The sequence below is a fragment of the Streptomyces sp. NPDC088733 genome (assembly GCF_044751185.1).
Classification (GTDB): domain Bacteria; phylum Actinomycetota; class Actinomycetes; order Streptomycetales; family Streptomycetaceae; genus Actinacidiphila.
In genome coordinates, this window is sequence record NZ_JBIVLH010000020.1 from 17803 (window position 1) to 37388 (window position 19586).

Below are 19586 nucleotides of genomic sequence, written 5' to 3' on the forward strand. Positions count from 1 at the left end.
GGGCCTGATCGCGCCGGATGCGGCGTGCAGCGCCGAGGGGCGGGGCTGTCCGATGGCCGGGCCCACGGACCTCTGGTCCGTCGAGGAACCGTTGGACAGCCGGACGGGATCCCGGCGCCTTCCCAGCCCATGAACGGTCCCGCGGACGGACCGACTGCATCCGCGCTCAAAGGAAGAGTGGCCGGAGGCTCCCGGACGTCGGCACGCAACCCGCCGCCGTACGCACGACCAGGCGGCGCGTCTCACGGCCGGGAGCGGACCGCGCGTTTCAGGCGACGTGACGCGCAGGAATCCCCTGGAGGCCGGGGAGTTCAGGGTACGGAACGCCGGCGCACGATTCCGCGGCGCGGGGCTCCAGATGGGCCGCTTGATCAGGTGGATGCGCCGACGGGGTGCATGCGGCACCCGTCAGTAGTCGTCGAGGGGCTCGCAGCGGTCGTAGTGCCATGCGCCGTCCTCGCGGACCCACTGCTCCGTCAGGTCGAACCTCGGATCGCCTCCCACCCCGTACGTCACGACCGCGTGGGCACCGAACACCTGGTTATTCATGGACTTCGCTCGCTCCATGAGCCCGGCGAGCCGGTCCTTGCCGCCGGCGACCCGGCACCGACCGGTTGGACCACATCGCGTACCCGGTGTCGACGTCGGGCTCGAAGTACGCGGTGGTGCAGGCCCGTACGGCCTGCTCCAGATGTGTGCGTACGCGATCTTGAGCGGTCCGTGACCCGTTCGTCGCCAGGAACGTCTGCGGAAGCGTTCGGTGACGAGCATGGCCGCGCGCGCCGAGTGCGGCCCAAGGTAAACCCGGACCACGCTCATCACCTAAGGTCTCCCGACGAAACCCCAGAGCGCCCGATCGGAAGAGGTGGACGGCCTGGGCGCGGTCGGAAGCCGAGCGCGCACCGGCCCGTCGCCCTCAGACCTGGTTCACCAGGACCGGCACTGGTCCCGAGGGCCGGTCAGCTGATTGATCACCGGAGGTGAGGGACGGGGCGGGCAGTACGGGAAGCCGTGGTCGTCCCGGCACGGGCCGATTCCCCAGGGGCAGTACGGGGCCTCGGTGACCGTGACCGTTTTCTCGTCGTGGGAGGCGAAGCAGTTGTCGTTCCCGTTGTACGCGGCCGTGATCTTGTGCAGGCCGGTGGTGTTGAAGATCGCCACGTAGAGGGCCCGGCGGTCGGCCGCGACCGGCACCGTCGCCATGATGTCCCCGCCGTCGAAGAACGTCACGCCGAGGCCGTTGCCGCCGCTGGGGGTGCCGGTGCAGGTCACCGTGGCGGTCAGCCGTACGTACGCCCTGGCGGCGGCGGTCGTGGACGGCACCTGGAGTGTCGTCGTCGACTGGTCGGCCGCGGCCGACGGAGACGCGGTCCCCACGACGGCGGCTATCGCCGCGAAAGCCCCGGCACTCCACGTCCTTCGTTTGCACCAGCTCTTCACGAAATAGGCTCCTTGTTCGACTGCAGGCGTGAATCCTGCAGTTGGTCATGGAGCGTCACGTTACGTGGGTCATACAGCTCCCGCACGTGGAGCGAGCGGGGCTCCGCCCCGGGATTTTCGGTCGCCGCCTAGATGACGGGAGGTGCGACACGTGTGTACGTCAGCGAGTTGCTCGTGCCGCCCGGAGTGGTGACGTTGACGGAGACGGCGCCCGGGGGACCGGCCGGGGCGACCGCCGCGACCGCGGTGTCGGACAGCACGGTGAACGCCGCTGACGCCGCGCCGAAGTGGACCGCGGTCGTGGTGGTCAGCCCCGTGCCGGTGAGGGTCACGCCGGATCCCGCATCGGTCGGGCCCTGGGTGGGGGAGAGGAGGGTGAGGACCGGGGATCCCACGTAGCTGTACACGAGGGAGTTGCTCGTGCCGCCCGGTGTGGTGACGGTGACGGGGACGCTGCCGGTGCCCGCCGGGGCGACCGCGGTGATCTGTGTCGGGGAGTCGACGGTGTAGCTGGTGGCGGGAGTGCTGCCGAACCTGACCGCCGTGGCCCCGCTGAGGTCGGTGCCGGTGAGGGTGACCGCCGTGCCGCCGGCGGCCGGCCCTTGGTTCGGTGAAAGGGAGGAGAGGGCGGGCGCGCCGAGGTAGAAGAAGGAGACCGCGTTGCTGGTGCCGCCGGGTGTGGTGACGGTGACCGGGACCGCCCCCGTCCCCGCCGGGACCACCGCGGTGATCTGCGTGGCCGAGTTGACCGTGTACGACGTCGCGGCAGTGCTGCCGAACCTGACCGCCGTCGCCCCGGTGAGCCCCGATCCCGTGAGGATGACCGTCGTCCCGCCGGCGGTCGGCCCCTGGGGCGGGGAAACGGAGACGAGGGAGGGCTGCGCCGTATAGGTGTACGTCACCGAGTTGCTGGTGCCGCCCGGCGTGGAGACCGTGACCGGGACGGCACCCGTCCCCGGCGGGGCGACAGCGGTGATCTGGGTGGCCGAGTTGACCGTGTAGCCCACTGCCGCGGTGGTGCCGAACTTGACGGCGGTCGCTCCGGTGAAACCGCTGCCGGTGAGGACGACGTTGTTGTTGCCCGCGGCGGGGCCGGTGTTGGGGGATGCCGAGGTGAGGACGGGTACGGCGGCGACGGCGGTCGGCTGTGCGGCCGCCGCGGGGCTGGTCTTGTCTTTCACGGAGTCTCCGTACGGTGTCGGATCGGCCTGGAGGCCTGTCGTTGTCCTGCTCGCGCCCGCACGGGCCGGAGGTCCGGCCCGTGCGGGTCGTCCGGGCCGGGGCCCGGGAGGCACGGAGGGGGTCAGATACCGGGACTCGCGACGTAGCTGAACGCGCCCGTCGCGGTGGCGCTGCCCCCGTCGGCGGTCAGCACGACGTCGACGGCGCCGGCGGTCCCGGGCGGGGCGACCGCCGAGACCACATTGCCGTTGATCACGCTGAAGGGTGCCGGGACACCGCCGAAGGTCACCGCGGTGGTGCTGGTCAGTGCCGTGCCGACCAGGGTCACCGAGGTGCCGCCCGAGGCCGGCCCCTGCGTCGGCGTGAGGGTCGTGAGCGTGGGGGCGTCGAAGTAGGTGTACGAGAATCCGTTGTTGGTGCCGCCGACGGTGGTGACGCTGACGCTCACCGACCCGGGTGAACCGGCTGGTGCGGTGACCGTGATCTGCCCGTCCGACACCACGGTCGGCACGGCGGAGTTCGCGCCGAAGGCGACGCTGCTCGCGGTGTACAGGCCGGTGCCGTTGATGGTGACCGTCTCCCCGCCCGCCGTCGATCCGCCGGTCGGGCTGATGCTCTGCTTGAAGGGCGCCCCGATGTAGTAGAAGGGCAGCGGGTTGCTCGTTCCACCTGGAGTGGTGACGGTGACACTGACCGCCCCGCTGCCGGAAGGCGCGATGACGGTGACGCTGGTGGGCGTGACGCTGACGATCGTCGCGAGCCGCGTTCCGAAGTGCACGGACGTGGTGCCCGCGAGGTTGACGCCGGTAATGGTGACCGTTGTGCCGCCACCGCTGGACCCTTGGTTCGGACTGATGGGCATGCGTGTTCCTCCTCGCTCGGAATGCGCCGCATTGCCGAGAAGTGATGAGGGCTTTCGGTCCGCACACGTACCTGGCGGTGGAAGTCAGCTCTCGTCTCCACTGGCCAAGTGGTGAACCCGATCGGCGTCGTACGCGTCGCCCCGACCGGCAGTGCGCATCTGTCGGTCACGTTGGAGGGCCTGTCGAGGGAGAACAGCCTGTCAGGTGTGAGCTGCCGCCTGATCAGGGGATTGCCCACGTCCGCCTGCAAAGTCGAAAGCCGTTGGCACGGACATGTGTAGTAACCCATCAGAGTGATTGCGCGACAAGGCTTAAGCCGAGATGTCTCCCTTTCAGGTGAGCGCCACGGCGTGAAGAGAGGCGGTTGTCGGGCGCATTTAAGATTGCACTTTCATATGCCAATCAGTTGGACATGGCGTCGTCGGTCCTGACGGGACGCCAGTCGTGGCCGTGGGGCCGGTGGTCCGCCCCGGCGTCCGCGGTGCCCAGCGGACACCCCGCGACGGCGCACCGCGCGCTGAAGGGGCGGGCCCGCCTGGAAGGTGGCCAGTGCATCAGTTCGGTGCTTGACTGTTAAGGACTTAATGATTAGCTTCGAGGTGTGGATACAGCCGAAGACGCCGCCGGAAGCGCACGCGCCAGTCCGCTCGAACAGCTCAAGGTGATCGCTTGGGCGCAGATGCGGGCGGGGCAGGAGTGGATCCGCTCCCGCGGGCTCAGCGTGCAGCAGGCATTCGTTCTCAACCACCTCGTTGCACATCCCGGGGCGATCCAGCGCGACATCGCCCAGGCGACACGGACGACTGCCGCGAACGTCTCCGGTGTCCTGCGCGGGCTGGAGGCGCGCGGACTGGTCGAGCGGCGCTTCGAGAACGGCGACGAACGCAGCAAACGCGTCTTCGCCACCGACGCCGCGACCGAGCTCATCTCCGGACACGAGCAGGCGATGATCGCCGCGGACGAGTCGATCCTCGCGTCCCTCACCCCGGCCGAGCGTGCCACCCTGCAGGCTCTCCTCGACAAGATCACCGCTGACCTGCCGCACGTCGACATGCCCTGACCGACGCGCCGAAACCGCCAGGTCCTCTGATCAAGCCACACGCCAACGGTGCGCCGCCGTCCGCCCGGGCGGGGCGCGCACCCACGCGAACGGAGCATCCCCGTGACCACGCAAGCAGACAAGACCCTGACCATGATCCGTGAGGTGTGCGCTCTGGGACGCGTCGAGCTCGACCGCCCACACACCCCCGACGGCGACCCCGCCGCCGGTCGAGCGCTGGTCAAGGGACTGCGGGCCATCGACCAGGACGGCGAGCCCAGCGACATCTCCCTGTCCGTGGGCCTGCTGGCGCCCCGCGCCCCCTACTTCGACCGGCTCGTCCTGGACGCCCTCGCGGCCGGTACCCGCCAGATCGTCAACCTCGGGGCCGGCTACGACGATCGAGCACTGCGGTTCAGGCACTCCGGCGTCCGGTTCTTCGACCTGGACCTGCCCCACACGACCGCCGACAAAGCGCGGCGCCTCGAAGCCCTCGACACCGACTCGGCCCACGCCACCCTCGTCCCAGCGGACTTCGCGACCGACGACGTCACCGATGTTCTGGCGCGCGCCGGGCACGACGCCCACCAACCCACGCTCTTCATCGCGGAGCACCTCGCCCTGTTCCTGAAGCCCCGAGACGTGGCTCGGCTCATGACCGGCATCGCCCACCGCGCCGCCCGGGGCAGCACCCTGGCCCTCACTGCCGAGACGCACCCGGCCGGCCTCGACTCCGCGCTCGTCGTCACGACCGTGGACGAGGTGATGTTCGCCGGCGACGGCCCGTTGCACACGATCATGACCCGCGAGGCCTGGCTCACCCTGTTCGACCAGCACGGTTGGCAGGTGGAGAACGCCGACGAAGCGACAGCCGTCGACCACTTCGAGCTGCCCGTGGCCGACCGGGCGGTCCGGATCCGGACGCAGTTCCTCACCGCGACGACCGCCTGACAGGCGATGGGCACCGGGCCGTCGTCGTTGGCGTCAGCCCGTTGTTGCGTCGGCGGTGTGCTGGTGCAGTGCCGCCGCGGTGCTCCTCAGCCTGGCCAGCAGGGTGGTCAAGGCGTGGTTCCAGCGCGCGGTGCCTTGCTGCTCGGCGACGAAAGCACCAAGGGCCAGGATCTCCTCGGCGGCGAACGATTCCTGACCGGGGTTGTAGGCGAACTGCAGCAGCGGGATCTCCAGCTCGTCGTACCTGGTGGGATCCGTGGTGAACAGCCACGATCCCAGGGCCAGGGCGGCCGTTCCTTCGTCCGTGGTGCATCGCAGACTGACCGCGGGCTCCACGGCGCACTCGACGGTGGAGACACCGTGCGGCGTGAGCAGGACGATCCGTGCGTGTGCCGGAGCGGTCCGGACGGTTTCGAACGGGCCGGCCGACCGGGAGAGTTCTGCCTCGCAGATACCGCAACTGGCGGCGCAGCCAGGGCCCGAGGGGTCGGGACCGCCCTGCGCGGCACCGGCATGGGCGTGCACGGGGTGCTTGCATTCCCCGCAGACTGGCATGGCGTCTCCCGTTGCTGTGGTTCGGCCGGTGGGCGGGTTGTCCCACCGGGATGTGGTGTGAGCGTTGCGTGTACGTCAACCAACGGGGGGTGCGTTGTCATGCCCGCTGGGCATGAGGGCGTGCCGGGAATTCGTTTCGCCGCCGTTGGCGTTCTACGACGCCGGAGGTCGGACGGTCCGCGGGGCCGGGTCCGCCGGCGTCTCCTGGAGCTTGGTGAGGGTCGCCGGGTGGCCGAAGAGGCCGGCCATGCCGCCCGAGTGCAGGAAGACCGTGCGTTGTCCCGGACGTACCTCGCCTTCCTCGACCGCCGCGATGAGGCCGGCCATCGCCCGCCCGGTGTAGACCGGATCCAGCACGATGCCCTCGGTGCGCGCGGTCATGGTGAGAGCCGCCAGCGCGGCCCCGGTCAGGGCCCCGTAGCCCTCGCCGACCTGGTCGAGCCTGATCCGCAACGTCTCGGGCGGACAGTTTCCCCCGGTCAGACCGGAGGCCAGGTCGGCGACCGCCCGCCCGGGATTCGTGACGGCTCCGCAGTGGACTCCCATGACTCGTGTCGTGTCCAGCGCGGCGAGCAGGCCCGCCATCGTGCCCCCGGAGCCGACCGCGACGACGACCGTCGCCAGATCGGGTGCCTGTACGAGCAGTTCCCGCCCGCACTCCTGGTATCCGCGCGCGCCGGTGACGTTGGAGCCCCCGAAGGGGATCAGTGACGGCACAGCGCCCTGCCGTCGCAGACGCGCGACCGCGTCGTCGGCAACCGCGGCGAGTTCCCGATCGTCCACGTCACCGGCCCAGACGATCGTGGCCCCGAGCAGACCGTCGAGCGCGAGGTTGCCGGATGTAGAGGAACCGGGTGTCCCCGAAAGGACGAGGACGACATCGAGTCCCAGCCGGGCCCCGGCGGCAGCGGTCAGGCGCGCGTGGTTGCTCTGCGGCGCCCCGGTGGTAACAAGGACGTTCGCGCCTTCGGCGACGGCCTGGCCGCAGGTCCATTCGAGCTTGCGTACCTTGTTGCCACCACCGCCCAGGCCGGTGAGGTCGTCCCGTTTCACCCACAGGTCATCGGCGCCGAGGCCGAGCGCACGGGCCAGCCGCGGCATCGGCTCCAGAGGAGTGGGCCACGTCCCGAGGACGACCCGACGCGTCGGCCGGCTTTCCGAACTCATCGCAGTTCCTGTCTTCTCACGGCCGTCGCGCACGACAACCGTTGTGATCGGCTTCGCGCCATCCTGCCATCGTGCCCGCACCAGGCCGCCCGTCCGTTCGCGGAAGTTCCCCGTGACGGGTGTCAGACGGCGGGTCGCAGGCGAGGGACTTCAGCGGCCCGCCGTTCTGTGCGGGGTGCTGAACGGGTCAGTTCAGCTCGGTCAGTACTGCCGCCATGTCGTCGCAGGTGCTCCGCACGCCGCCGGTGTTCCCCAGGCGGTGGTGCTCCAGGCGTACGGCTCCCAGGTGGCGTGCCTGATAGATGAGTGAGCGCCGGACTGCCGCCGGAGATCGGTCCAGCGGGCCGTAGCCGTCGCCTTCCCAGAACGCGTCCCGTTCCGTGCCGGGCTTGGCCACGGCCATCCGGATGGTCCAGTCGGCCGCGGGGTCGCCCCACAGGGTCCGGTCCAGGTCGAGGACCCCGCTGATCGTCGGCTCAGGGGCGCCTTCGGCGACCATGACGTTCACGATCCACAGGTCGCCGGCGAGAAGGCGCGGTTCGGTGATGTCGTCCAGGGCCGGCTCTTCCCTGGCGACTGCCACCACCTGGCGCATGTCGGCCGCGTTGAGGCCCTCGGCGTCCAGGTCCGTGGCGATGTCCTCCAGGGACGCGATCACCGCCTGACGCCACGTCGCGTATCCGGGCCCGGCAACCGGCCCGAAATGCGGGCCCCGTACGCCGTGCACCCTGCCGGCGATGGCGCCCATCTGCCGGAAGAACGTCCTCCACGCCGGACGTGGGTACGCGACGAGACCCTGAGGACCGGAAGCGGGCGCTCCGTCCAGCAGGGTCTGGATCATCCAGTCACGGCCGATGACCTCGTGCGACCAGTCCGTCGCGATCACCCTGGGCATGAGGGGTGCGATCACCGAGAGCCAGGGAACGCTGGCGTACTCGTTGCGCATCAGCTGACGCTCGGACCGGAACTGAAGGCCCGGCTCGGGCGCGACACGTACAACCACCGGTCGATCCTGCCCAGTCACCACCACACGGAAGGTGTTGTTGTACATGCCGCCACCCAGTTCGACGGCGGAGACCACCCGCGCCCGGCTTCCGAAGGCTCGATGGCAGATCGCCTGAAGCTCCGCCGCGCCGACCGGCTTCTGGAAGGCCCCGGCAGAGCGCTCGATTGTTGTCAGCTCCATATATGGCTCCCGTCCCGCGTGTTCGTGCACATTCTGACGGCTCGGCTCCGGCGGAGTGGGACGTGACCCTTCCCGTCGGAAAGTTGAACGTGTTCAACTCTTCTGGCAAGGTACGTCTCCACGGCCCACATCTATCGGTTGGCCGAGACCGGCTGAGGGCGGGGAGGTCCTGGTGGGCGCTGGAAGAAGGCCGCATGCGTGGGGGGCGGCCATCGGGGGCTTGGCGGTGGTTCTGGCTGTCCTGACGGCATGCGCCGGCCCGTATCAGTACTACGGGGGAACAGGGGTCCACGACACCACGGCGGCCGAGATCGCAGGGGCCTGGGAAAACGTCGAGGGTACCCGCATGGTGCTTCGCAAAGACGGGGTGGCTCGTGTTGAGAAGCTCGACGGGCAGGACTTCGACTTCGAGGAGGGCTGGCGTCTCTCCGGTACGGGAACCTGGCAACTGAAGGACAGGGACAGTGGACAGGTCGTGCGACTCGCGCTGACAGCCCGGACCCGGGTGGACAGCCGTTCCCCCTCGACGTCCGCCGACTCCTCGGACCCCGAACCCCCGTCGACCTACACGTGGTCCTTCTTCGTGGACCGCGATCAACACGACGATGTGCAGTTGTTCTTCTTCTACGGCGATCCCGACATCGGGAACATGTACATGATGGCGCGCGATTCAGAGGCATAACCATGCGTGTGGTCAGCGGGGCCGCCGGCAACGCGCCTCAACGCGGATCACAGGAGCGCCCGCAACGGGTTGCCGCTCAGCGCACCTACGATCGGCGATCGCGCTCGCCGAGCACGAACTCCGCGGGCCAGCGGTCGTTCAGCACCTTGGCCAGCAGTGGATGGGTGGAGTCGACCACCTCGCAGCGGGAGATCCTCCCCTCCTCCTTGGCCGGCGGGCTCTCAAGGACGACCGGCGCACGCAGCACCTCCTCGCCCCACGGCCCGACCGCGTTGCACAGCAGGCCCTCGAAGCGGTGCCCGGGCAGGGTGCCGTCGTGGACACGGGTGACGAATTCCTCGATCACCTCGGCCTGGAGGTAGATCCAGACCAGGTAGACCACCGTGCGGCCGTCCTGGAGCGGGATCGGGAGCCGCGCTTTGAGGAAGTTGCCGACGCCGTCCACGACCATCATGGCTTTGGTGGCGACGCGTACGCTCTTCGCCCGCTCCTCCTCGGGGAGTTCGGCGACAAGGTGGGGCAGAGCCAAGTCGAAGCCCGGGCGTTCCGGATCCAGCGCCCCGCCGCAGCAGCACTGCGCACCGTGGCCGTGGTGGGGGGCGGGGCCGGTCGTGGCGCCGCTCGGCGCGGGGTCCTCGGCCGGAGTCGGGAGCAGCAGCGTGTAGTAGCGGACCGCCGTGAACGTCGTCGGCTCGGGCAGGTTCAGTGCCGCCATGGCCGCGGAGGCGGCTTGGTGGCGTGTGCCGTTGACCCGGATCTCGGCCTCCATCGCGCCGGGTCGGCCGCCGTAGAAGACTTTGACGCCGTTGAAGAACGGGGATTCCAGGTCCGCGGTGAACGTGTCCGCGACGCGGTGCAGGACGTTCGCTTCCAGCAGGGCGGCCTGCATCCGCCGGTTCTCGGTGGGGTCGAGGCCGAAGGCCACGGTGCCGGAGGTGATCGAGTGCCAGTCGGTCACACCTCGCTCGTGCTCGGGGCCCTCCTGCGCTGCGAAGCGCCCTTGCTGGTACAGGAGTTCAAGCAGGCACGCGCCGGCGGTCTGCACCCATGTGTCTGCGGCGTCACGGGCATCGGCTCCGACCGCCACGACGCAGTCCGTGAAGCAGGGCACGTCCGGCTGGAGACTCACGTCGGGCAGCGCGACCAGGTCGTAGTGACGGCCACCCCCGTGCTGGGGCGGGGTCACCGCTACCGCCCAGCCGTGCGGGCTGAGCAGCGAGTTGCCCTTGAGTTCGGCGCCCTCGGTCACGCCGGGCGCGAGGGCCTCGAGGCCCGCCTTCACCAGAGCGAGGAACTCCAGGTCGGGCAGGCGGTTGTCGGCCTGCTCGGTTTTGCGCCCACGGCGTCGTATCCAGGACATGCGCGGATCATACTGAGACGACCCTGTTGGCCTGGAGGAATTACGGTGCGCCCGGTGCCGCCCCTTCGGTCGCCTGGCATTGCGTGGCAGGCCGACGGCCTCGGCGCCAGCATCCAGGCTGTGCAGTGCTCGTCGTCGTGGGCGAGGACGGGACCGCGGGCGCTGCGGCCGATGGTGAGGCCGGCGTCGAGCCGAAAGACGGGGCGCATGTCGCGACCCGCACACGGGGATAGAGGTGGCCGGAGGTCGCCCTCGCGTCCGTCGCGGGCCGCCGGCCAGGGGCCCGGATGTCGCACGGGACCGGTTCTGAGCGACCGGATTCGCGGGTACGTCCATGCACGACTTCGCCCGTGGCGCGGCGGGGGCGGTACCTCGTCTCGATCGCCAGGTCGGGCGTCGACGCGGCGGCGCTGGAGCGGGCGGCACGTCCGCGGTGGCCCTCATTCCACGGGGTCAACCCCTCCCACGAGGCGGGCCGACCCGTCCCGGGCAGCCCTGGACGGGGCGGGGCAGGGGCGAGGGCCCCCTGCCGGCGCTGGGGACGACGCGATCTCATTGCCGCCCGTCCGCCCGTCCGCCCGTCCGCCCGGCGCCCGCCGCCCACCGTCCGCGTCGAGCGCCGAGTGGGCTGGGTCATAGTTTTTGACCGATCCGTCCAGCATCGTGTTTTTTACCGTATCGTCCATAACGTGCCCCGCCGCGTCGGCGCGGGCCGTACAGCTACAGCTGTGGAGGTCGGACCTCCACCGGACAGGAGACTTGATCATGGGACAGCTCGACGGCAGGACAGCCATCGTCACTGGGGGTAACAGCGGGATCGGGCTGGCCACCGCCAAGCGGTTCGCGGCCGAGGGCGCGTACGTGTTCATCACCGGTCGGCGCCAGGAAGCGCTCGACGCCGCGCTGGCCGAGATCGGTCCGAACGCCACCGCGGTCCGGGGCGACGTCTCCGACCTCGATGACATCGACCGCCTCTACGCCGCCGTTTCCGGGCAGGGGCGCCGCATCGACGTGCTGTTCGCCAACGCCGGCGGCGGCGAGTTCTCGACCTTGGAAGCCGTCACCGAGAAGCACTTCGACTCGACCTTCGGGATCAACGTGAGGGGGACGCTCTTCACCGTCCAAAAGGCGCTTCCCCTGCTGAACGAGGCCGCCTCGGTCATCCTCACCGGGTCCACCGCGGCGACCTCCGGCGGAGAGGCTTTCGGCGTCTACGCGGCCTCCAAGGCGGCCATCCGCTCCTTCTCCCGCACGTGGGCCAACGAACTCAAGAGCCGGAAGATCCGAGTGAACACCCTCGTTCCGGGTCCGATCCAGACCCCCGGCAACTCCGGGCTCGCTCCCAATGCGGCAGAGGCCGCAAAGCTCTGGGACTTCTTCGCCGGCCAGATACCTCTGGGGCGGATGGGCCACCCGGAGGAAGCGGCGGCGGCGGCGCTTTTCCTCGCCGGCGACCAGAGCAGCTTCATCACCGGAACCGAGCTCTTCGTCGACGGCGGTCTCAACCAGGTTTGATCGCGTCACCGCGGTGGCCGGCCAGCGTCCGCCCCACCTCGTCCGCCCGGCGTTGTGCGGACTGCTCGGAGGAGGCCCACGCGATGTAGGCATCCGGTCTGACCAGTACGGACCTGCTGGTCGGACCGGACGTCGTGACGCACTCCACCGTGCCGGCCCACGCTTCGGTCACCGAAGCGGGAAGCGGCGCGTCCGCCGGTGTGACCAGCACGAACCGGCGGCCGCGCAGTACCTCGTACAGGCGTCGGCCGTCGGTGAGCGGGACATCCGGAGCACGCCTCCCCGTGAGCGGGTCCGCGCCCGCCGGGGCGCCGTAGGCGATGTCGATGCCGGACATCGCCCGCGCCAGCCGCGAGGCCACCGGGGGGAGACGCAGGACGGTCCGGGCGGCGACGTCCCGGACGCCGCGCAGCGCGCGCGGGGTGGTCAGGACACCGCGCAGCAGCGCGCCGCTCATACGCAGCACTCTGCGCCCCACCGGGTGCCTTTCGGCCTCGTAGGTGTCGAGCAGGGCTTCGGGGGCACCGTCGCGCAGGACGGCAGCGAGTTTCCAGCCCAGATTGGCCGAGTCCTGGATGCTGGTGTTCATGCCCATGCCGCCGGCGGGGGAGTGCACGTGTGCCGCGTCGCCGACGAGGAAGACCCTCCCGGCGCGATAGTGCGGCGACTGCCGCTCGTCACTGTGGAACCGCGAGATCCAGCGCGGATCGTGCATACCGAAGTCGCGGCCGAGTGCCCGTCGGGCGATGGCCCGGATCTCCTCCAGATCGACCGGTGCGCTGTCCGGCATCTCATGGTGGCGATTCCAGGCCATGATGCGGAACCATCCGTCGCCGTACGGAACGAGGATGGCGAAGGCGTCGCCCACTGCCCCTACGGTGGGGGGCTTTGTCGGGGGGTCGGCCAGCCGGACGTCGGCCAGCATCATGGACCGCACCGCGGAGCGGCCGGGGAACGGCAGGCCGAGGGATCGGCGCACCATGCTGTTTCTCCCGTCGGCGCCCACGACATAGGTCGCGCGCAGCGTTTGGGGGGAGCCGTCCGGGGCCCGTACCTGAACGTCGACGCCGGTCGCGTCCTGCTCGAGCCCGACGGCTTCCCAGCCCTCCCGGATGTCGACACCATGGGAAACGGCCCGTTCCCGGAGTACCCGCTCGGTGTGGTACTGCGGTGTGACCAGCACATGCGGGTACCGGGTCGGCAACCGCGACAGGTCGATCCCCAAGAACTGCAGAACCGGGTTGCGGACGCCGGTCGCGAGCAACTGGTCGGCGACACCGCGGGCGTCGAGTTGCTCCATCGTCCGCGCGTGGACGGCGAACGCCCGGGTGAGCTGCGATTCCTGCACCCGCCGCTCGACGACGGTGCAGCTGACACCGGCCTCCGCCAGATCGCCCGCCAGCAACAGGCCCGAGGGGCCCGCTCCTACGATCAAAACCCGGTTGTCGGAGCTCATACGACCCCTCCAAGGCTGCCGGGGCCACCGCGACGAGCCCGAGGCGATGGGCCGGCCCTCTGGGAATTCCTTGCCCGTCCCTCCGGCGGCGATGCCGACAAGCCGGGGCCCCGGCTCCTTGACAACCCCAGGGCGGCTTTACAAACCGTACCTCCGGGTCCAGCCCTGCGCGCGGCGTGCCGGCGGCTGCGTGTCCCGTCCCGATGACAGGCACCCGAGGTGGAGGCCGTGCTCCGCGTTCGGGGTCACAGCGGGCACGGTGAGCGCTCAGTCGGCGAGCCCGATCACCAGCCACATCAGCAGAGCACCCGTCACCGTGAACAACAAGGTGGCCTTGGAGGGATGGGGGCTGTGGGCCTCCGGCAGGATGTCCGACGTTGCGAGGTACAGCAGGAAGCCGGCGAAGAAGCCGAGATACAGGCCCAGCAGCCCCGTCGGGATCGTGAAGCCCAGCGTGATCGCCGCCCCGACGACCGGAGCCAGCGCGTCGGCCAGGAGCAGCAGTTGAGCCCGGCGCCGGGCATTGCCGTAGAGCCTGGTGATCGTGTAGGTGTTGAAGCCGTCGGCGAAGTCGTGGGAGATCACCGCGATCGCGACGACGATGCCCAGCGTATTGCCGGCCTGATATGCCGCGCCGATGGCGAACCCGTCGATCACACTGTGTCCCACGAGCGCTGACGCCGCCGCCAGGCCGACTCCCTCCGCGGACTCGTGGGTGTGCCCCAACGCGTGGGTGTGGGGCGCGTACTCGCTCTCGTGGGCGCGGTGAATGGCCACCCCCCGCTCCACCACGTGCAGAGCGAGGAACCCCGCGACGAACATCAGCAATGCCGCGGGAACCCCGAACACGTGCCGTGGCTGAGCGGCCAGCGCGTCGGGAAGCAGATCGAAACCGATGACGCCGAGCATGAGACCGGCGGCAAGACCGAGAACCAGATGACGGCGGTCACCGACCCGCTGCGCGACGAATCCACCCACAAGAGTCATGGCCATGGCGCATGCGGCGATCAGAACCGGCATGAGCCAATCTTGCGTGACGCCCTGACGGGTCGCTACTCAGCCCTCCGCGCACACGGGCGCCCCCTGTCCTGGAGTGCCGTGGCACGGCGGACCGCTCTTTGCCGCCCGTACCCGACCGCCGGGGTCCTGGCGGAGCACCGGTCCGTCATCCGGGGGCGTCGGGCGCGCGCCCGGCATGCTGCTGAGGGGTGTGCGGCACTCGGTCTAGAGTGCGTGCGGTAGTAGGCCACAGATCTATGGAGGGTTCGCTCGTCATGTCCGCTGAGATCCACGAGTTCCAGGTGGAAGCGCGTCAGCTGCTGCAGTTGATGATCCATTCGATGTATTCGAACAAGGATGTCTTTCTGCGGGAGCTGGTCTCCAACGCCTCCGACGCGCTGGACAAGCTGCGCTTGGAGTCGTTGCAGAACGACGCACTCGACGCGGACGTCTCCGACCTGCACATCGCCCTGGACGCGGACGCTCAGGCGCGGACGCTGACGGTTCGCGACAACGGGGTCGGCATGTCCCGCGACGAGGTCGTGTCCCTCATCGGCACGATCGCCAGTTCCGGGACGGCGAGGCTGCTGCAGGAGCTGAAGGACACCAAGGACGCGGATGCCGCGGCCGGCCTGATCGGCCAGTTCGGAGTCGGGTTCTACTCGGCCTTCATGGTCGCCGACGAGGTCACCGTGGTGACCCGGCGGGCGGGGGAGAGCCGGGGAACCCGCTGGACCTCGCGCGGTGAGGGAACGTACACGGTCGAGGCCGCCGACGACGCGCCTCAGGGGACGGCGGTGACGCTGCACCTCAAGCCCGCCGATGCGGAGAACCAGCTGCACGACTACACCGACGGCTGGAAGCTCCGGGAGATCGTCAAGCGGTACTCGGACTTCATCACCTGGCCCATCCGCATGCCGGCACAGGCCCCAGCGGCGGCCGCCGACCCGGAGGACGACGGGGGCGAGCAGCCTGCCGCGCCGGAGACCGTGAACTCGATGAAGGCGCTGTGGGCGCGCTCGAAGGAGGAGGTGACCGACGAGGAGTACCACGAGCTGTACAAGCACCTGGCCCACGACTGGCTGGCCCCCGCCGAGACCGTCCTGCTGCGGGCCGAGGGCACCTTCGAGTACCAGGCTCTGCTGTTCATCCCCTCCCACGCCCCGCACGACCTGTTCACCGCCGATCACCGCCGCGGCCTGCAGCTGTACGTCAGGCGCGTCCACATCATGGACGACTGCGAGGAACTGCTGCCGTCCTACCTGCGCTTCGTCAAGGGCGTCGTGGACGCGCAGGACCTCTCGCTCAACGTCTCCCGCGAGATCCTTCAGCAGGACCGGCAGATCCAGATGATCCACCGGCGCCTGACCAAGAAGGTCCTGTCCACCCTCAAGGACCTGATGACGGGCGCACCCGACCGGTACGCCACCGTGTGGCGCGAGTTCGGCTCCGTGCTGAAGGAGGGCCTGCTCAGCGACTTCGACAACCGGGACACCCTGCTGTCGCTGTGCTCCTTCGCCTCCACGCACGACGCGGAAGCGCCGACCACGCTGGCGCAGTACGTGGAGCGCATGAAGGAGGGCCAGGAGGAGATCTACTACCTGACCGGCGACTCCCGGGAGGCCGTCGAGAACTCCCCGCACATGGAGGCCTTCCGCGCGAAGGGCATCGAGGTACTGCTGCTGACCGACTCCGTCGACGAGGTCTGGGTCACCGCGGTACCCGCTTTCGACGGCAAGCAGCTGCGCTCGGTGGCCAAGGGCGAGGTCGACCTCGACGCAGGTGAGCAGGACACGCAGACCGTCAGCGAGCGCGAGAACCAGCAGAAGGAGTACACCGGCCTGCTGTCCTGGATGACCGAGGTACTCACCCAGGACGTGAAGGAGGTCCGGCTGTCCACCCGCCTGACCGTCTCCCCGGCCTGTCTCGTCTCCGACACGCACGACATCACCCCGGCGCTGGAGAACATGTACCGGGCCATGGGCCAGGACGTCCCGCACACCAAGCGCATCCTCGAACTCAACCCGGGCCACCCGCTGGTCGGCAGCCTCAACAAGGCCCACGCCGAACGTGGCGGGGACCCGGCCGACGCCGGCCTCGGCGACATCGCGGAACTCCTCTACGGCATGGCCCTCATCGCCGAAGGCGGCGCACTGAAGGACCCGGCGCGCTTCGCCAAGCTCATGGCCGATCGCCTCACCGTCTGACCCGGCCCGTCCTGCGTGGGCCTTTCGGACCGGTGGGGTCGCTGCCCACCGGGCCGAAAGGCCGAGCGCATTCACGTCTCCCCAACGGTGCCGCCTGTTGCCGTCTCCGGCGCGGGCGGCGCCGTTCAGGCCGACCGGGCCCAGGGGGAGCAGTGGCACTGTTCCGCCGCCGTCATCGGGCTTGCCACTCCCGGGCGCTGGCCGAGTAGACGGTGCGGCGGGCGCGGTTGAGGTTGCCGAGCGGGCGGAACTCCGGCGGGGCGTGCCAGGGGTTGAAGGCAAGGCTGTCCACGCGGTCGCAGTTGGCCAGGCCTCTTTCGCCAAGGATGTCCTGGACGGGAATCGTCAGGGTGGCCACGCCGAGCCAGGGCGAATCGTCCTCCATCCATTCGACCGACCCGTCCTCGATCGGTGTCAGTCGCTCGTTGACGTACTTCTGGATGTGGAGGGCGAATCGCACGGACGAGCCGCTGAGCCGGGCGGCGAATTCGGTCCGGAGTCCGTCGTTCGAGTTCTGCGGCGGGGCGGACGTGGGTTCGGGACCGGCGAGAGGGCTGATGCGGAACCTGACGGGTCCGGCATCGCCCCACAGGATGGCCCCGCGGCTCCAGTAGGACTCCAGAGCCAGACTGGGGGACGGGCGGTTGGCCTGTCGCAGGTTGCCGACGATGCGTGCGGTCTCCGATGGGCCGAAAGCCTCCAGCATGCGTGACATGACCAGGTGTTCGGGACCGGCACCGATCCTGGCGATCTCTACGAACTGGGTGGCGTCACGGGCGTGGGAGACCGGAAAGCTCGTCATGAGGAGGTCGTGTTCGCTCCCACCGGGGTGGCTGATCTTCAGTGCCGCGCCGCGGAGGTCGGGGACGACGTCGGACCGGATGGTCCCGCTGGCGTTGGACAGCCTCACGATTACCGGCAGTTGTGTCCCGGCGACGAAGTGCCCGGCGTGCAGGTCGGCGGGCAGGTCGGTCCGGAACCGGAGCTCCGCGTTGTCCACGCCGACAACGATCTTGGCGTGGAAAGTGCGACGGGAGACCTGCGATCCGGACTTCTCCTTGTTGGCCCGCTGGACACCGACGACGATGTCCGCCAAGTCGCGGAAATGAGCCTCTTCGGCTTCGGGGGAGCCGCCGTGGTGGATCTCGCGCCAGGGGGCTGCCCCCGGAGCGTCAGGTGAGGAGGTGCGGGTGTCTGTCATCGTGCGTCTTTCTTGGTCGGCCCGGTGGTCGGTCGGATGAGCCGGGCGTTGTGCGTCGCTGTCTCGATGACGTCGTCGAGTCGGCCGGCAAGGACCTGCCGCGCCGCGCTGAGCGTGAAGCCGGCAGCGGTGCCGACGGGTACGTGGGCCGGGACGGCGAGCGCATAGGGGTCGACCAGGACGTCGACGACGACCGGGCCGCCCGTGTGGGACAGTGCGCCGGCGAGCCCCTCCTCCACGTCATCGGGGTCCTCGATGCGGATGCCCCTGGCGCCCAGGGCCTCTGCGACGGCGGCGAAGTCCGGATTGGCCAAATCAGTCCCGAAGGGAACGAAGCCCGCTTCCTGCTGTTCGATCTTGACGAAGTCGAGGCTGCTGTTGTTCAGCACGATGTGCACGACGGGAAGGCGGTGCTGTACCTCCGTGAGCAGATCGCCGAGAGCGAGCATGGTGAACCCTCCGTCGCCGCACAGCGCGATCGTCTGTCTGCCGGGGAAGGCGAGCTGTGCGCCGAACGCGCCGGGTGAGGCGGTGGCCATCGACGCCCATGAGAACGATCCGAACAACCGCCGCCGCGGGCCGTACTTGATGTGTCGAGCGGCCCAGATGACGGGAGTGCCCGTGTCCGCGAAGAACAGCGCGTCGTCGTCGGCGAGGTCGCTGAGGACGGTGGCGAGGTACTCGGGCCTGATCGGTTTGATACGAGGACCCTTGTCGGTGTAGTGCCGCATCCTGCGGTGGAAACGTTCGGTCTCCGCCACGCAGTGGGCGAGGTACGCCCCGTCGGCCTTCGGTTCGACCAGCGGCAGCAGCTCGGCCACGGTGGCCCGTACGTCGCCGGTGACGCCCAAGGCCACCGGTACGCGCCGACCGAGCCGTTCCGGGTTCCGGTCGACCTGGATGACCCTGGTCCTGCCGTGCGGCAGGAACTCGCTGAACGGGAAGTCGGTGCCGAGCATCAGGAGCAGGTCAGCGTGCTGAAGCGCGTAATGGCAGCCTCCGTAGCCGAGGAGACCGGTCATCCCCACCGCGTTCGCGTTGTCGTGCTCGAGGAACTGCTTGCCCTTGAGGGAGTAACCGACCGGTGCGCTGAGCTTCTCGGCCAGCGCTTTCACCTCGGCGTGGGCCCCGGCGCATCCCTCGCCGCCGAAGACCGCCACGGTACCGGCCGCATTGATCATCTCGGCCATGACCGAGAGATCCTCGGCCCCGGCAGGCGCACGCACCGGTCGCGGCAGCGGAATCTCGTAGCGGTCCTTCGGCGCGTCCGCCGCCGCGATGTCACCAGGCAGCGCGACGACCGCAGGACCGCCCCGGGTCACGGCGGCCATCACCGCCGAGGTCACGACAGTGCGCAGCTGAGCGGGATTGACCAGCCGGCCCACGTACACCGCCGCGGACGCGAAGAACCGGTAGGGGTTCAGTTCTTCGACGGTCGAACTGTCCGTCAGGCGTGTCTCGGTGTCGCCGGCCAGCACGATGACGGGCACCTCTTCCTTGAGGGCGTCCAGCATCCCGTTGATCAGGTGCGCCACTCCGGGGCCCGCCGTTCCGCACACGGCGACGGGGCGTCCCGTCAGTTTCGCCTCGGCGACCGCGGCGAAGACGCCGAACTCTTCGTGCCGGACGTGCACGAAGTCCACCTGGCCGTTGCGCCGCATCGCGTCGACCACGGGGTTGAGCGCGTCCCCCACGATCCCGTAGCAGCGCCGCACACCGGCGCTGACCAGCATTTCCCACAGTCCGTCGGCCACTGTCCTCGACATGGCGGGTGTCTCCCTGT

The 19586-nt window shown here is 69.6% G+C and carries 17 protein-coding genes; 5 read left to right on the plus strand and 12 right to left on the minus strand.

From position 1 onward, the window contains the following. Window positions 1-408 precede the first annotated feature (408 nt). The 4 genes from ACIP64_RS29770 to ACIP64_RS29785 all read right to left on the minus strand — a co-directional run bounded on the left by ACIP64_RS29770 (window position 409) and on the right by ACIP64_RS29785 (window position 3484). Window positions 409-549 carry a hypothetical protein gene (locus ACIP64_RS29770; protein ID WP_401592631.1) on the minus strand — a complete coding sequence of 47 codons (141 nt, stop codon included), beginning with the start codon at window positions 547-549 and terminating at the stop codon, window positions 409-411. Between the two features lie 378 nt (window positions 550-927). After that, the gene (locus ACIP64_RS29775) at window positions 928-1377 is read right to left on the minus strand and encodes an Ig-like domain-containing protein (protein ID WP_401592633.1); all 450 of its coding nucleotides are present in this window, start codon (window positions 1375-1377) and stop codon (window positions 928-930) included. A gap of 191 nt (window positions 1378-1568) precedes the next feature. Continuing rightward, a complete protein-coding gene (locus tag ACIP64_RS29780; protein WP_401592635.1) occupies window positions 1569-2621 on the minus strand; it encodes an IPT/TIG domain-containing protein in 1053 nt (350 codons plus the stop codon). Between the two features lie 122 nt (window positions 2622-2743). After that, complete coding sequence (locus ACIP64_RS29785) at window positions 2744-3484, minus strand: IPT/TIG domain-containing protein (RefSeq protein ID WP_401592637.1); 741 nt, start codon at window positions 3482-3484, stop codon at window positions 2744-2746. 602 nt (window positions 3485-4086) lie between these two features. Between ACIP64_RS29785 and ACIP64_RS29790 the strand changes: the two genes are divergently transcribed. Both ACIP64_RS29790 and ACIP64_RS29795 read left to right on the plus strand, forming a co-directional pair. Beyond that, complete coding sequence (locus ACIP64_RS29790; RefSeq protein ID WP_401592639.1) at window positions 4087-4545, plus strand: MarR family winged helix-turn-helix transcriptional regulator; 459 nt, start codon at window positions 4087-4089, stop codon at window positions 4543-4545. Between the two features lie 102 nt (window positions 4546-4647). Beyond that, on the plus strand, window positions 4648-5475 hold the full coding sequence (locus tag ACIP64_RS29795) for a class I SAM-dependent methyltransferase (protein WP_401592641.1): 828 nt from the start codon (window positions 4648-4650) through the stop codon (window positions 5473-5475). A 33-nt stretch (window positions 5476-5508) separates the two neighbouring features. On the opposite strand, the gene ACIP64_RS29800 is transcribed toward ACIP64_RS29795, so the two are convergent. The 3 genes from ACIP64_RS29800 to ACIP64_RS29810 all read right to left on the minus strand — a co-directional run bounded on the left by ACIP64_RS29800 (window position 5509) and on the right by ACIP64_RS29810 (window position 8383). Beyond that, window positions 5509-6000, minus strand: a complete 492-nt coding sequence (locus ACIP64_RS29800; RefSeq protein ID WP_401592643.1) for a hypothetical protein — start codon at window positions 5998-6000, stop codon at window positions 5509-5511. A gap of 183 nt (window positions 6001-6183) precedes the next feature. Then, entirely contained in the window at window positions 6184-7197 is a 1014-nt protein-coding gene (locus ACIP64_RS29805) for a D-cysteine desulfhydrase family protein (protein ID WP_401592645.1), read from the minus strand. Window positions 7198-7384: 187 nt separating this feature from the next. Then, window positions 7385-8383, minus strand: a complete 999-nt coding sequence (locus ACIP64_RS29810) for a phosphotransferase family protein (protein WP_401592647.1) — start codon at window positions 8381-8383, stop codon at window positions 7385-7387. A gap of 226 nt (window positions 8384-8609) precedes the next feature. Between ACIP64_RS29810 and ACIP64_RS29815 the strand changes: the two genes are divergently transcribed. Beyond that, a complete protein-coding gene (locus tag ACIP64_RS29815; RefSeq protein WP_401592877.1) occupies window positions 8610-9065 on the plus strand; it encodes a hypothetical protein in 456 nt (151 codons plus the stop codon). An 85-nt stretch (window positions 9066-9150) separates the two neighbouring features. Here the strand turns inward: ACIP64_RS29815 and ACIP64_RS29820 are convergent, their stop codons facing one another. Beyond that, the gene (locus ACIP64_RS29820; protein WP_401592649.1) at window positions 9151-10425 is read right to left on the minus strand and encodes a DUF6348 family protein; all 1275 of its coding nucleotides are present in this window, start codon (window positions 10423-10425) and stop codon (window positions 9151-9153) included. Between the two features lie 765 nt (window positions 10426-11190). On the opposite strand from ACIP64_RS29820, the gene ACIP64_RS29825 reads away from it, so the two are divergent. Further along, window positions 11191-11940, plus strand: a complete 750-nt coding sequence (locus ACIP64_RS29825; protein ID WP_401592651.1) for an SDR family oxidoreductase — start codon at window positions 11191-11193, stop codon at window positions 11938-11940. Here ACIP64_RS29825 and ACIP64_RS29830 read toward each other — a convergent pair. Then, window positions 11927-13396 (minus strand): FAD-dependent monooxygenase, encoded by a 1470-nt coding sequence (locus ACIP64_RS29830; RefSeq protein ID WP_401592653.1) that lies wholly within the window; start codon window positions 13394-13396, stop codon window positions 11927-11929. The two genes, ACIP64_RS29825 and ACIP64_RS29830, sit on opposite strands and share 14 nt — an antisense overlap. A gap of 267 nt (window positions 13397-13663) precedes the next feature. Then, complete coding sequence (locus ACIP64_RS29835) at window positions 13664-14416, minus strand: ZIP family metal transporter (RefSeq protein WP_401592655.1); 753 nt, start codon at window positions 14414-14416, stop codon at window positions 13664-13666. Between the two features lie 254 nt (window positions 14417-14670). Between ACIP64_RS29835 and htpG the strand changes: the two genes are divergently transcribed. Continuing rightward, window positions 14671-16602, plus strand: coding sequence for a molecular chaperone HtpG (htpG, locus tag ACIP64_RS29840; RefSeq protein ID WP_401592657.1), 1932 nt, complete (start codon window positions 14671-14673; stop codon window positions 16600-16602). A gap of 172 nt (window positions 16603-16774) precedes the next feature. Here the strand turns inward: htpG and ACIP64_RS29845 are convergent, their stop codons facing one another. Continuing rightward, a complete protein-coding gene (locus ACIP64_RS29845; RefSeq protein ID WP_401592659.1) occupies window positions 16775-17803 on the minus strand; it encodes a hypothetical protein in 1029 nt (342 codons plus the stop codon). Beyond that, window positions 17800-19569, minus strand: coding sequence for a thiamine pyrophosphate-dependent enzyme (locus ACIP64_RS29850; protein WP_401592661.1), 1770 nt, complete (start codon window positions 19567-19569; stop codon window positions 17800-17802). The genes ACIP64_RS29845 and ACIP64_RS29850 overlap by 4 nt, the downstream gene beginning before the upstream one ends. Window positions 19570-19586 lie beyond the last annotated feature (17 nt).